Here is a 13,471-nt window from a genome sequence, read left to right as displayed (position 1 = left end):
GCCTGGCCTTAGTGCTCGCCAGCCGGCCCACCGATCGGTTTCTCCGATGCTTCCACCGGCTTCGCCGTCACCGGCGTACCGCTCGGACCGGAGGAGTCGTCCTGCCAGTCACGAGGTTCGCGCGGGGGACGCCCGGACATGATGTCGTCGATCTGATCGGCATCGATGGTCTCGTACTTCATCAAGGCCTCGGCCATGATGTCCAGCTTGTCGCGATTCTCCTCGAGCAGGCGCTTGGCCGTGCCATAGCACTCGTCGATGATGCTGCGAACTTCCAGATCGATCAGCTTGGCGGTATCGGCCGAGACATTGGTGTGCTGGCTACCGGCGCTGCGACCAAGGAAAACCTCGCCCTCCTCCTCGGCATACATCAGCGGGCCAAGCTTCTCGGACAGCCCCCACTTGGTAACCATGTTCCGCGCCAACTGGGAGGCACGCATGATGTCGTTGGATGCACCGGTCGTCACGCCATCGAAGCCCAAGGTCATTTCCTCGGCGATGCGGCCGCCATACAGCGAGCAGATCCGCCCGATCAGCTCCCGCTTGGAGGTGCTGTAGCGATCCTCTTCCGGTAGGTACATGGTCACACCCAGGGCCCGGCCTCGAGGAATGATCGATACTTTGTAGACAGGGTCGTGCTCAGGCACCAAGCGCCCGACGATTGCGTGTCCGGCCTCGTGATAGGCGGTATTGAGCTTTTCCTTTTCCGACATGACCATCGACTTGCGCTCGGCGCCCATCATGATCTTGTCCTTGGCCAGCTCGAACTCCTTCATCTCCACGATGCGCTTGTTGGCACGCGCCGCGAACAGCGAGGCTTCGTTGACGAGGTTCGCCAGGTCGGCGCCGGAGAAACCCGGCGTACCGCGGGCGATGACCGCCGGATTGACGTTGTCGCCCATCGGCACCTTGCGCATGTGAACTTTGAGAATCTGCTCCCTGCCGCGGATATCCGGCAGGCCGACCATGACCTGGCGATCAAAGCGACCGGGGCGCAACAGCGCCGGGTCGAGCACGTCGGGGCGGTTGGTAGCGGCGATCACGATGATGCCATCGTTCATCTCGAAGCCGTCCATCTCCACCAGCAACTGGTTGAGGGTCTGCTCGCGCTCGTCGTGACCACCACCGAGGCCGGCGCCACGATGGCGACCGACGGCGTCGATCTCGTCGATGAAGATGATGCAGGGCGCATGTTTCTTCGCCTGGTCGAACATGTCCCGCACGCGGCTGGCGCCGACGCCGACGAACATCTCCACGAAGTCGGAACCGGAAATGGTGAAGAACGGTACTTTCGCCTCGCCGGCGATGGCCTTGGCCAGCAACGTCTTACCGGTACCGGGCGGGCCGACCATCAGCACGCCGCGCGGGATGCGCCCGCCAAGGCGCTGGAACTTGCCTGGATCGCGCAGGAACTCCACCAGTTCGCTGACTTCTTCCTTGGCCTCGTCGCAACCGGCAACGTCGGCGAAGGTGGTCTTGACCTGGTCTTCCGAAAGCAGCCGCGCCTTGCTCTTGCCGAAGCTCATCGGCCCCCCGCGGCCACCGCCGCCGCCCTGCATCTGGCGCATGAAGAACATGAACACGGCGATGATCACCAGGATCGGGAAGCTGGCCACCAGCAACTGGGTCCAGATGCTCTGCTGCTCGGGCTGCTTGCCCTCGATGATGACATTGTTGTCGATCAGGTCGCCGATCAGCCCGCCGTCCTGAATCGCCGGACGGACGGTCTTGAAGGTATCGCCATCGGCACGCTTGCCGGTGATCACGTAGCCATCGACGGTGACCCGCTCGACCCTACCTTCCTTAACCTGCTGGATGAATTCCGAGTAATTCAGCGTCTGCGGTTCGCTCGGGCTGGAGAAGTTGTTCATCACCGTCACCAGCACGGCTGCGATGATCAGCCACAGGATCAGGTTCTTTGCCATATCGTTCAATTAGCTACCCTCTGAAGCAGGCCCGTCACCGGACGAGCCCCGCATGACGACTGGTTGTTCACTCGTCTAACTTACTACACAAGTGCCGCCCCTGGCAGGCACCGTCTGTAACCCTTTATGAGCACTGCCACGCAGCGCGTCCGAAAATCGCTCACTCACCGCGAAAGCCTCGGGCCAGCAGGTACTGCTCACGGGAGCGATCACGCGAGGACAGCGGCTTGCGCATCTGCACCTTTTCGAACATGGCCCGCACCTGCTTGTGGTACTGATCGAAGCCCTCGCCCTGGAAGATCTTGATCAGAAAATCACCACCCGGACGCAACACGCGCGCCGCCAGATCGAGCGCCAACTCGCACAGGTACATGGCGCGCGGCTGATCGGCGGCCCTTACCCCACTCATATTGGGGGCCATATCGGAAATCACAAGGTCTACCGGATATTCGCCGATGGCCTCGAGAATACGGGCAAACACCTGGTCGTCGGTAAAGTCGCCCTGGATGAAGGTAACATCCGGAATGCTGTCCATTTCCAGGATGTCCGAGGCGATCAGGCGGCCACGATCGCCGATTACTCGACTGGTCACCTGCGACCAGCCACCCGGCGCGGCGCCCAGATCGACGACGGTCATGCCCGGACGCAGGATGCGATCCTTTTCCTGGACCTCCAGCAGCTTGTAGCTGGCGCGGGAGCGATAGCCGTCTTTCTGCGCCATCTTCACATAGGGGTCGTCGAAGTGCTCTTTCAGCCAACGCTGACTAGTCTTGGAACGGGCCACGGAATACCTCAGGTGCGACGGCTCAGGTAAACTAGCCGACTTTTCATTAGGGGTCAGATTATGCCGCTCACTCAGGAGCAGAAGAAACAGTACAAATCTATCGGCCACCACCTGAAGCCGGTATTGACGGTGGCTGAAAACGGTTTGAGCGAAGGCGTGCTGGCCGAACTCGATCGCGCACTCAACGACCATGAACTGATCAAGGTCCAGTTCCGCGTCGCCGAGCGCGACGACCGCCGAGCCCTGATCGACGAGCTTTGCCAAGTCGGTAGCTGCGAACTGGTGCAGACCATCGGCAAGATGGCGCTGATCTATCGCAAGAATCCCAAGCCGAACCGGCAGTTGTCGAACATCTACCGGCACCAGGCCTGACTGGAAAAATCGGGGCTGGCAGCGCTGCTGCCCCTAGCCCCGAGCCGCCCTTCCCGGCAACGGCTGCAATACCAGCAACAAGCCGCAAAACGCCAGCAACAGGTAAGTGAACCGCAACGACCAGACCGCTTCGGGCTGCCAGTGGCGGATCGCAAAAAAGGCTGCCGCCAGCGCCAGCGCAGCCAGCAGGGCTTGGCCACGCAGATCGCGCCACAGGCTGGACAGGCCCTCGGCCTGCACCAGGATCAACGACTGCAAAACCACACAGAACGCCGCAAACCCCACCAGCAGGGGTTTCAGGATGCCGGCGGCATCCTCGACCAGCATCGGCGCAAAACCGACCTTGTCCAATGCGGGCAGCAGCACGAAGTGCAAGAGCCAGAGGCCGCCAACCCAGAACACCTGGGCCAGCTGCCAGCTGATACCGCCAGCCCGGAGTGGCTGTGGCTTAAATATGGCGAACCTCGACAATCTCGTACTCGACCACGCCGCTGGGCGTCTTCACCACTGCCACGTCACCCTCCTCCTTGCCCACCAGGGCTCGGGCGATGGGCGAACTCACCGATAGTTTGCCTTTCTTGATGTCCGCTTCGTCGTCGCCAACGATCTGGTAGGTCACCGTTTCGTCGGTTTCGACATTGGCGATCTCCACGGTGGTGCCGAAGATCACCTTGCCGGTATGCGGAATGCTGGCAATGTCGATGACCTGGGCATTCTGCAGGCGGCCTTCGATGTCACGGATACGCGCCTCGACCATGCCCTGCTGTTCGCGGGCAGCATGGTATTCGGCGTTTTCCTTCAGGTCGCCCAGCTCACGGGCTTCGGCGATGGCCTGGGTGATCTGCGGACGCAATTCGGTCTTCAGATGCTTGAGTTCTTCTTCCAGGGCGCGCGCGCCCTGGACGGTCATGGGAAATTTAGTCATGCCTTGATTCCTGCGTGGAGATCCTGCAAGCGACGCACGGTTTTCTCGGGACCGAACTTGAGCGCCTCACAGATCGCCTCACCACCGGCAATGGTGGTGGTGCAGCAGATCTTGTGCTGCAGGGCGTTGCGACGAATGGAATAGGAGTCAGCAATGGACTGACGCCCTTCAGTGGTATTGATGATGAGGGTGACTTCGTCGTTCTTGATCATATCGACCACATGGGGACGGCCTTCGGTCACCTTGTTGACCCGGCGAACCGGCAGGCCGGCCGCCTCGATCACCTTGGCGGTACCGGCAGTGGCCACCACCTCGAAACCGAGGTCGATCAGATCGCGGGCAACACGCTCGACGAACGGTTTGTCATCCTCGCGCACGCTGATGAAGGCGCAGCCGGAATTCGGCAGAATTTCGCTGGCGCCCAGCTGGGCCTTGGCGAAGGCTTCGGCAAAGCTGTCGCCGACGCCCATCACCTCGCCGGTGGACTTCATTTCCGGGCCGAGGATTGGGTCGACGCCAGGGAACTTGGCGAACGGGAACACCGCTTCCTTGACGCTGAAGAACGGCGGGATGATTTCCTTGGTGAAGCCGATTTCCTCGAGGGTCTTGCCGGCCATCACACGGGCAGCGATCTTCGCCAACGACTCGCCGATGCACTTGGAAACGAACGGCACGGTACGCGAAGCCCGCGGGTTCACTTCGATGACATAAATGTCCTCGCCCTGCACCGCCATCTGCACGTTCATCAGGCCGACCACACCGAGTTCCAGGGCCATTTTCTTGACCTGCTCGCGGATTTCGTCCTGGATGTGCGCCGGCAGCGAGTACGGCGGCAACGAGCACGCCGAGTCGCCGGAGTGCACGCCTGCTTGCTCGATGTGCTGCATGATCGCGCCGATCACCACCTGCTCGCCGTCGCAGACGGCATCCACGTCGACCTCGATGGCACAGTTGAGGAAGTGGTCGAGCAGCACCGGGCTGTCATTGGAAACCTGCACGGCTTCGCGCATGTAGCGCTTGAGCTCGTCTTCCTGATAGACGATTTCCATGGCACGACCGCCCAGCACGTAGGACGGACGCACCACCAGCGGGTAGCCGATGGCCTTGGAGGCGGCGATCGCCTCGTCTTCGCTGCGCGCAGTGGCGTTCGGCGGCTGGCGCAGGTTCAGTCGCTCGACCATCTGCTGGAAGCGCTCGCGGTCTTCGGCGCGGTCGATGGCGTCCGGACTGGTGCCGATGATCGGTACGCCGGCCTCTTCCAGGGCGCGACAGATCTTCAGCGGAGTCTGGCCGCCGTACTGCACGATCACGCCCTTGGGCTGCTCGACGCGCACGATTTCCAGCACGTCTTCCAAGGTCACCGGCTCGAAGTACAGGCGATCGGAGGTGTCGTAGTCGGTCGACACGGTTTCCGGGTTGCAGTTGACCATGATGGTCTCGTAGCCGTCTTCGCGCATGGCCAGCGCGGCATGCACGCAGCAGTAGTCGAACTCGATGCCCTGGCCGATGCGGTTCGGGCCGCCTCCGATGACCATGATCTTGTCGCGGCTGGACGGATTGGCCTCGCACTCTTCCTCGTAGGTCGAGTACATGTAGGCGGTATCGGTGGCGAACTCGGCGGCGCAGGTGTCGACGCGCTTGTAGACCGGCAGCACTTTCAGCTTGTGGCGATGGCTGCGCAGGTTCTTCTCGGTGACGCCGAGCAGCTTGGCCAGACGAGCGTCGGAGAAGCCCTTGCGCTTGAGCTTGAACATCAGGTCGCGGTCGATGTTCGACAAGCCGAGGGTCTTGATCTTTTCCTCCTCCTTGACGAGGTCTTCGATCTGCACCAGGAACCACTCGTCGATACGGGTCAGCTCGAACACCTCGGCGACCGTCTTGCCGGCACGGAAGGCATCGGCGACGTACCAGATGCGCTCTGCGCCCGGCACGGTCAGTTCGCGCTTGAGGATGCTTTCGCTCTCGGCGTCGCCCGGATCGAGCTTCGGATCGAAGCCGGACACGCCGACTTCCAGGCCACGCAGGGCCTTCTGCACGGACTCTTGGAAGGTGCGACCGATGGCCATCACCTCACCTACGGACTTCATCTGGGTGGTCAGGCGGGCATCGGCCTTGGGGAACTTCTCGAAGGCGAAGCGCGGGACCTTGGTCACCACGTAGTCGATGGCCGGCTCGAAGGACGCCGGCGTGCGACCACCGGTGATGTCGTTGGACAGCTCGTCGAGGGTGTAGCCGACGGCCAGCTTGGCGGCAATCTTGGCAATCGGGAAGCCGGTGGCCTTGGATGCCAGCGCCGAGGAACGCGACACCCGCGGGTTCATCTCGATGACGACCATGCGCCCGGTGTTCGGGCAGATGCCGAACTGCACGTTGGAACCGCCGGTTTCCACGCCGATCTCGCGCAGCACCGCCAGGGAGGCGTTGCGCAGGATCTGGTATTCCTTGTCGGTCAGGGTCTGGGCCGGGGCCACGGTGATGGAGTCACCGGTGTGCACGCCCATCGGGTCGAAGTTCTCGATGGAGCAGACGATGATGCAGTTGTCCTTCTTGTCGCGGACCACCTCCATCTCGTATTCCTTCCAGCCGATCAGCGACTCGTCGATCAGCAGCTCGTTGGTCGGCGACAGGTCCAGACCGCGGGCGCAGATCTCCTCGAACTCCTCGCGGTTGTAGGCGATGCCGCCGCCGGTGCCACCCATGGTGAAGGACGGACGGATGATGCAGGGGAAGCCGACCTTCTCCAGCACGCCGTAGGCTTCTTCCATGCTGTGAGCAATGCCGGAGACCGGGCAGGCCAGGCCGATGTCCTTCATCGCCTTGTCGAAGCGCGAGCGGTCTTCGGCCTTGTCGATGGTGTCGGCGTTGGCGCCGATCATCTCGACGCCGAATTTTTCCAGCACGCCGTGGCGCTCCAGATCCAGGGCGCAGTTCAGCGCGGTCTGCCCACCCATGGTCGGCAGCAGGGCGTCGGGGCGCTCCTTCTCGATGATCTTGGCCACGGTGGCCCACTTGATCGGTTCGATGTAGGTCGCGTCGGCCATGGCCGGATCGGTCATGATAGTGGCCGGGTTGGAGTTCACCAGAATGACGCGGAAACCCTCTTCCTTCAGCGCCTTGCAGGCCTGGGCGCCGGAGTAGTCGAACTCGCAGGCCTGGCCGATGACGATGGGGCCGGCGCCGAGGATCAGGATGCTTTTGATGTCTGTACGTTTTGGCATTTTCTTACTCTCGAATCCTGTGGTCAGTCGTCTGGCTTAGCGGCGCTGGGCCATGGCTTCGATGAATCGGTCGAACAGCGGGGCCACGTCGTGCGGACCCGGACTGGCTTCCGGGTGGCCCTGGAAGCTGAAGGCGACTTTGTCGGTGCGCTCGATGCCCTGCAGAGTGCCGTCGAACAGCGACTTGTGGGTAGCGCGCACATTGGCCGGCAGGCTCGCCTCGTCCACGGCGAAACCGTGGTTCTGGCTGGTGATCATCACCACGCCGGTCTTCAGGTCCTGCACCGGGTGGTTGGCACCATGATGGCCATTGGGCATCTTGACCGTCTTGGCGCCGGAGGCCAGGGCCAACAATTGATGGCCAAGGCAGATGCCGAATACCGGGATGTCGGTTTCCAGGACTTCCTGGATCGCCTTGATCGCGTAGTCGCAGGGCTCGGGGTCGCCTGGGCCGTTGGCCAGGAAGATGCCGTCCGGGTTCAGCGCCAGCGCTTCGCTGGCCGGGGTTTGCGCCGGCAGCACGGTGATGCGGCAACCGCGGGCGACCAGCATGCGCAGGATATTCAGTTTGACGCCGTAGTCGTAGGCGACCACGTGGTAGGGCAATTCGCTGGCGGGGATTTCCGGGTGACTGTCGTTCGCCAGATCCCACACGCTGGAGCGCCACTCGTAGCGCTCCTTGACGCTTACCACCTTGGCCAGGTCCATGCCCTTCAGGCCGGGGAAGCTGCGTGCCAGCTCCAGGGCCTTCTCCTCGGTGGCGTCGTCGCCGGCGAGAATGCAGCCATTCTGAGCACCTTTCTCGCGCAGAATACGGGTCAGGCGACGGGTATCGATACCGGCGATGGCGACAGTGCCGTTCTCTTTCAGGTACTCGTCCAGCGCTTGCTTGCTGCGCCAGTTGCTGGCGATCAGCGGGAGGTCGCGGATGATCAGGCCCGCCGCCCATACCTGGCGCGCCTCGGCATCTTCCGGCGTGGTGCCGGTGTTGCCGATGTGCGGATACGTCAGGGTCACGAGTTGTTGCGCATAGGAAGGATCGGTGAGGATTTCCTGATAGCCGGTCATGGCGGTGTTGAACACCACTTCACCGATGGTCTGACCATCGGCGCCGATGGATTCGCCGCGAAAGATGCTGCCGTCAGCAAGGGCGAGTATGGCTGGCTTAGTCAAGAAGACCTCCCGTAAATCAAGCCGTTTCACGCAAACGCAGGTTGCAAAAAAGCGGAATGACGTGTGAACACATCATCCCGCTTCTTCTCGAATTGTCTGCATGCTTTTAGTGGACACACTAAAGCTGTAGCTTACAGAAATTCGCCTTTTGGGTCCACCGCCCAATGGGCGTTTCGTCACCCTGCACGGACTTAGTGCAGACCCAGCACGTCCTGCATGTCGTACAGGCCGGCGGGCTTGCCATCCAGCCAGAGCGCCGCACGCACCGCGCCACGGGCGAAGGTCATGCGACTGGAAGCCTTGTGGGTGATTTCCACCCGCTCGCCATCCGCGGCGAACAGCACCGTATGGTCGCCCACCACATCGCCGGCACGCACCGTGGCGAAGCCGATGGTTTCGCGCTCCCGCGCGCCGGTCTGGCCTTCGCGTCCGTAGACCGCCACCTGCTGCAGGTCGCGCCCCAAGGCACCAGCCACCACCTCGCCCATGCGCAGCGCAGTCCCGGAAGGCGCGTCCACCTTGTGTCGGTGATGCGCCTCGATGATCTCGATGTCCACATCATCGCCCAGCACCCGCGCCGCGGTGTCCAGCAGCTTCAGGCAGAGGTTGACGCCGACGCTGAAGTTGGCGGCGAAGACGATGGGAATCTCCTTGGCGGCCTCGCTCAGCTGGCGTTTTTCTTCCACAGAAAAACCCGTGGTCCCGATGACCATGGCCTTGCCCGCCTGACGACATATGGCCAGATTGCGCAGGGTCACGCTGGGGTGGGTGAAGTCAATCAGCACGTCGAACTCGTCAAGCACCTTGACCAGCTCATCGGCCAGCGGCACGCCGATCCGCCCGATACCCGCCAGCTCGCCCGCATCGGCACCGATCAGGCTACTGTCGGGACGATCGATTGCCGCGGTCAGCCCGGCGCCCTGCGCCTGCTGCACGGCCTCGACCAGGGTCTTGCCCATGCGCCCGGCGGCGCCCATCACTGCTATACGTCGCATAAAGTCAGCTCCAAGCTGCAAGTCTGAAGCTGCAAGCGGCACCTGATGCCCGCCGCTCGCACCCTGGATCACATGTCGCCGAAGAAACGCTTCACACCCTCGAACCAGCTACTGGCCTTGGGCGAGTGGGAACCGTCGTCCTGCAGGCTCTTGCGAAACTCGTCGAGCAGGTCCCGCTGACGCTTGCTGAGGTTGACCGGGGTTTCCACCACCACCCGGCACATGAGGTCGCCCGCGCCACCGCCCCGCACCGGCGCCACGCCCTTGCCACGCAGGCGGAACAGCTTGCCGGTCTGGGTACCCTCGGGAATCTTCAACTTGACGCGCCCGTCCAGGGTCGGTACCTCCAGCTCGCCGCCCAGCGCCGCATCGGCGAAGCTGATCGGCACCTCGCAGTAAAGATGCTTGCCGTCGCGCTGGAAGATCGCATGCTCGCGCACGCTGACCACGACATAGAGATCACCCGGCGGACCGCCCATGACGCCCGCCTCGCCCTCGCCGGACAAGCGGATGCGATCGCCGGTATCGACACCGGCCGGCACCTTCACCGACAGGGTCTTGTGTTCTTCCACTCGCCCCTGGCCATGACAGGTGCCACAGGGCTCGACGATCATCTTGCCGCTGCCATGGCAGCGCGGACAGGTCTGCTGCACCGAGAAGAAGCCCTGCTGCATGCGCACCTGGCCGATGCCGCCGCAGGTGGTACAGGTCACCGGTGAGGTCCCCTTCTTCGCCCCGGAGCCGTCGCAGGTCTTGCAGTTGACCAGGGTCGGCACGCGAATGGTCACGCTGGTGCCGCGCACCGCCTCTTCCAGGTCAAGCTCCAAGGTATAGCGCAGGTCGCTGCCGCGCTGGGCACCGCCACGCTGGCCACCGCGGGCCCCGCCGAAGAAGTCGCTGAACACGTCGCCGAAGATGTCGGAGAAGCTGGCCCCGCCAAAACCAGCACCAGCGGCGCCCATCTGCGGATCGACGCCAGCATGGCCGTACTGATCGTAGGCCGCGCGCTTGCCGGCATCGGAAAGCACCTCGTAGGCCTCGTTGGCCTCCTTGAACTTTTCCTCGGCCGCCTTATCGCCGGGGTTGCGGTCCGGGTGGTGCTTCATCGCCAGACGCCGATAGGCCTTTTTCAGCTCAGCTTCGCTGGCGCCCCGCTCGACACCCAGAATTTCGTAATAGTCTCGCTTTGCCATAATCCTCGAATTCCTCTGTCGCCCCTCCAGACATGCCAACGCGGGAGCAAGCTCCCGCGTGGCGGATCAGGCGCGCGCCATTGAACGACGCGCACAGGACGGAAGCAAACGTGACGCTTACTTGTTTTCCTTGACCTCTTCGAACTCGGCGTCGACCACGTCGTCACCGGCCGGCTTGGCCTCCTCGGCACCCGGCGCCGCGGCGCCCTGCTCCGCCTGCTCGGCATACATCTTCTGCGCCAGCGGCGTGGTGGCCTGGGACAGGGCGTTCATCTTGGCCTCGATCTCGTCCTTGCTGTCGCCCTTGAGCGCGACCTCGAGGTCGCCGATGGCTTTCTCGATGGCGCCCTTCTCATCGGCACTGACCTTGTCGCCAGCATCGGCCACCATCTTGCGGGTCGCATGCACCAGCTGGTCGCCCTGGTTGCGCGCGGTTGCCAGCTCCTCGAACTTGCGATCCTCCTCGGCGTTGGCCTCGGCATCGCGCACCATTTGCTCGATTTCTTCCTCGGACAGGCCGGAGTTAGCCTTGATCACGATGGACTGCTGCTTGCCGGTGGCCTTGTCCTTCGCCCCCACATGCAGGATGCCATTGGCGTCGATATCGAAGGTCACCTCGATCTGCGGCACGCCACGCGGTGCCGGCGGAATCTCGGCCAGGTCGAACTTGCCGAGCGACTTGTTCTGCGCAGCCTGCTTGCGCTCGCCCTGCAGCACATGAATGGTCACCGCACTCTGGTTGTCGTCGGCAGTGGAGAACACCTGCGACTTCTTGGTCGGGATAGTAGTGTTCTTCTCGATCAGCGGGGTCATGACCCCGCCCAGGGTTTCGATGCCCAGGGTCAGCGGGGAAACGTCGAGCAGCAGCACGTCCTTGACATCGCCGGCCAGCACCGCGCCCTGGATGGCAGCACCGATGGCCACGGCCTCGTCCGGGTTGACGTCCTTGCGCGCTTCCTTGCCGAAGAATTCGGCCACCTTCTTCTGCACCAGCGGCATGCGGGTCTGACCACCGACCAGGATCACGTCGTCGATCTTGCCCACATCGATACCGGCATCCTTGAGAGCGATGCGGCACGGCTCGATGGTGCGCTCCACCAGGTCTTCCACCAGCGACTCCAGCTTGGCGCGGGAGATCTTCACGTTCAGGTGCTTCGGCCCGGAGGCATCGGCGGTGATGTACGGCAGGTTGACATCGGTCTGCTGGCTGGAGGACAGCTCGATCTTGGCTTTCTCGGCGGCTTCCTTCAGGCGCTGCATGGCCAGCGGGTCGCCCTTGAGGTTCATGCCGGTTTCTTTCTTGAATTCGTCGACGAGGTAGTCGATCAGGCGGATGTCGAAGTCCTCGCCACCGAGGAAGGTGTCACCGTTGGTGGCCAGCACTTCGAACTGGTGCTCGCCGTCGACTTCGGCGATCTCGATCACCGACACGTCGAAGGTACCGCCCCCCAGGTCGTAGACGATCACGGTGTGGTCGCCCTTGGCCTTGTCCATGCCGTAGGCCAGCGCGGCGGCGGTCGGCTCGTTGATGATGCGCTTGACGTCCAGGCCCGCGATGCGCCCGGCGTCCTTGGTGGCCTGGCGCTGGCTGTCGTTGAAGTAGGCCGGCACGGTGATCACCGCTTCGGTCACGGCCTCGCCGAGGTAGTCTTCGGCGGTCTTCTTCATCTTCTTCAGCACTTCGGCGGAAATCTGCGGCGGCGCCATTTTCTGGCCCTTCACTTCCACCCAGGCGTCGCCGTTGTCGGCCTTGACGATCTTGTACGGCACCATCTGGATGTCTTTCTGCACCACGCCCTCTTCGAAGCGGCGGCCGATCAGGCGCTTCACCGCATACAGGGTGTTATGCGGGTTGGTCACCGCCTGGCGCTTGGCGGACTGGCCGACCAGGGTTTCACCGTCGTTGGTGTAGGCGATGATCGACGGCGTGGTACGCGCACCCTCGGCGTTCTCGATCACTTTGACGCTGCCGTTTTCCATGATGGCGACGCAGGAGTTGGTGGTCCCCAGGTCAATACCGATGATTTTGCCCATGTTTCATTCTCCCGAAATTTGGCTTTTGCAGCGGCTCACGATGCAAGCCGCGGTAGTAGGTAAACGCTTGACTCAACAGATGGGGGCCTGACGGCGAATTTCAAGCCTGCTCGTCGATCGACGGTGGCGCCTGCTCCGGCGCCTTGCTGACCACGACCATCGCCGGGCGCAGCAGGCGCCCGTTGAGCAGATAGCCCTTCTGGAACACCTTAAGCACGCTGCCCGGTTCGGCATGGGTGCTTTCCTCCATCGCCATCGCCTGATGGTGCTCGGCATTGAACGGCGCACCATGGGGGTCGACCGGCTCGACCTGATAACGGCGCAGCGTGTCGTGGAACATCTTCAGGGTCAGCTCCATGCCCTCGCGCATCGGCCGCAGCGACTCGTCATCGGCGCTCGACAGTTCGAGGCCGCGCTCCAGGCTGTCGACGACCGGCAGCAGGTCGTTGGCGAATCGCTCCAGCGCGAACTTGTGCGCCTTCTCGACATCCTGCTCGGCGCGGCGACGCACGTTCTGCAAATCGGCCGCCACGCGCAGAGCCTGATCCTGAGCGGCCGCGAGCTGCTCTTCCAGTGCCTGCACGCGGGCAGCAAGGTCGTCGCTCGGGGTAGCCTCCGCGGCGTTCGCCTCGGCGGATTGCGTATCCAGGGTCTGTTCGTCAGCCATGCCTCTCTCCTCTCGAAAACGGGTTGCAGGCCGTAGCCCGCCGGTGTCGCCTATATGGGGACAGAAAACGCCGATTCAAGGCCGTCACAGCGAAGGCGCGACAGACTTTTCTCGACCACCGGTAGCCAGACACTTGAACACGCCTCTCATTGTACTGTACAAATACACAGTCATCGCACCTCGGG

11 protein-coding genes are annotated in these 13,471 nt (G+C 62.9%); 1 reads left to right on the top strand and 10 read right to left on the bottom strand.

The features are described from left to right. Window positions 1-8: 8 nt before the first annotated feature. A complete protein-coding gene (gene ftsH / locus ACWKV7_RS21960; protein ID WP_483859837.1) occupies window positions 9-1,925 on the bottom strand; it encodes an ATP-dependent zinc metalloprotease FtsH in 1,917 nt (638 codons plus the stop codon). Window positions 1,926-2,085: 160 nt separating this feature from the next. Beyond that, window positions 2,086-2,709 carry a 23S rRNA (uridine(2552)-2'-O)-methyltransferase RlmE gene (rlmE, locus tag ACWKV7_RS21955; protein ID WP_483859836.1) on the bottom strand — a complete coding sequence of 208 codons (624 nt, stop codon included), beginning with the start codon at window positions 2,707-2,709 and terminating at the stop codon, window positions 2,086-2,088. A gap of 60 nt (window positions 2,710-2,769) precedes the next feature. Here rlmE and yhbY point away from each other — a divergent pair, with 60 nt between their 5' ends. After that, on the top strand, window positions 2,770-3,081 hold the full coding sequence (gene yhbY / locus ACWKV7_RS21950; RefSeq protein WP_483859835.1) for a ribosome assembly RNA-binding protein YhbY: 312 nt from the start codon (window positions 2,770-2,772) through the stop codon (window positions 3,079-3,081). Between the two features lie 33 nt (window positions 3,082-3,114). Here yhbY and ACWKV7_RS21945 read toward each other — a convergent pair whose 3' ends face one another. The 8 genes from ACWKV7_RS21945 to grpE form a co-directional block, all read right to left on the bottom strand. Further along, on the bottom strand, window positions 3,115-3,552 hold the full coding sequence (locus ACWKV7_RS21945; RefSeq protein WP_483859834.1) for a DUF4149 domain-containing protein: 438 nt from the start codon (window positions 3,550-3,552) through the stop codon (window positions 3,115-3,117). Continuing rightward, the gene (gene greA / locus ACWKV7_RS21940; RefSeq protein ID WP_483859833.1) at window positions 3,530-4,006 is read right to left on the bottom strand and encodes a transcription elongation factor GreA; all 477 of its coding nucleotides are present in this window, start codon (window positions 4,004-4,006) and stop codon (window positions 3,530-3,532) included. Before greA ends, ACWKV7_RS21945 begins: the two co-directional genes overlap by 23 nt. Then, window positions 4,003-7,224 (bottom strand): carbamoyl-phosphate synthase large subunit, encoded by a 3,222-nt coding sequence (gene carB, locus ACWKV7_RS21935; RefSeq protein ID WP_483859832.1) that lies wholly within the window; start codon window positions 7,222-7,224, stop codon window positions 4,003-4,005. The genes greA and carB overlap by 4 nt, the downstream gene beginning before the upstream one ends. Before the next feature lie 36 nt (window positions 7,225-7,260). Then, window positions 7,261-8,397 carry a glutamine-hydrolyzing carbamoyl-phosphate synthase small subunit gene (gene carA, locus ACWKV7_RS21930; RefSeq protein WP_483859831.1) on the bottom strand — a complete coding sequence of 379 codons (1,137 nt, stop codon included), beginning with the start codon at window positions 8,395-8,397 and terminating at the stop codon, window positions 7,261-7,263. Window positions 8,398-8,588: 191 nt separating this feature from the next. Then, window positions 8,589-9,392 carry a 4-hydroxy-tetrahydrodipicolinate reductase gene (gene dapB, locus ACWKV7_RS21925; RefSeq protein WP_483859830.1) on the bottom strand — a complete coding sequence of 268 codons (804 nt, stop codon included), beginning with the start codon at window positions 9,390-9,392 and terminating at the stop codon, window positions 8,589-8,591. Window positions 9,393-9,460: 68 nt separating this feature from the next. Continuing rightward, window positions 9,461-10,585, bottom strand: a complete 1,125-nt coding sequence (gene dnaJ, locus ACWKV7_RS21920; protein WP_483859829.1) for a molecular chaperone DnaJ — start codon at window positions 10,583-10,585, stop codon at window positions 9,461-9,463. A 117-nt stretch (window positions 10,586-10,702) separates the two neighbouring features. Beyond that, on the bottom strand, window positions 10,703-12,619 hold the full coding sequence (gene dnaK / locus ACWKV7_RS21915; RefSeq protein ID WP_483859828.1) for a molecular chaperone DnaK: 1,917 nt from the start codon (window positions 12,617-12,619) through the stop codon (window positions 10,703-10,705). A 100-nt stretch (window positions 12,620-12,719) separates the two neighbouring features. Beyond that, the gene (gene grpE / locus ACWKV7_RS21910) at window positions 12,720-13,286 is read right to left on the bottom strand and encodes a nucleotide exchange factor GrpE (protein WP_483859827.1); all 567 of its coding nucleotides are present in this window, start codon (window positions 13,284-13,286) and stop codon (window positions 12,720-12,722) included. Window positions 13,287-13,471: the final 185 nt, after the last annotated feature.

This window comes from Zestomonas ipomoeae (genome assembly GCF_057128665.1).
Note: the sequence above shows the minus strand (reverse complement) of the source record. Positions and strands in the feature narration are given on the sequence as shown.

Bases quoted from the DNA above. Each gene is read 5' to 3' on its own strand.
- ftsH (WP_483859837.1), bottom strand. From the start codon at position 1,925: ATGGCAAAGAACCTGATCCTGTGGCTGATCATCGCAGCCGTGCTGGTG.
- yhbY (WP_483859835.1), top strand. From the start codon at position 2,770: ATGCCGCTCACTCAGGAGCAGAAGAAACAGTACAAATCTATCGGCCAC.
- greA (WP_483859833.1), bottom strand. From the start codon at position 4,006: ATGACTAAATTTCCCATGACCGTCCAGGGCGCGCGCGCCCTGGAAGAA.
- carB (WP_483859832.1), bottom strand. From the start codon at position 7,224: ATGCCAAAACGTACAGACATCAAAAGCATCCTGATCCTCGGCGCCGGC.
- dapB (WP_483859830.1), bottom strand. From the start codon at position 9,392: ATGCGACGTATAGCAGTGATGGGCGCCGCCGGGCGCATGGGCAAGACC.
- dnaJ (WP_483859829.1), bottom strand. From the start codon at position 10,585: ATGGCAAAGCGAGACTATTACGAAATTCTGGGTGTCGAGCGGGGCGCC.
- dnaK (WP_483859828.1), bottom strand. From the start codon at position 12,619: ATGGGCAAAATCATCGGTATTGACCTGGGGACCACCAACTCCTGCGTC.
- grpE (WP_483859827.1), bottom strand. From the start codon at position 13,286: ATGGCTGACGAACAGACCCTGGATACGCAATCCGCCGAGGCGAACGCC.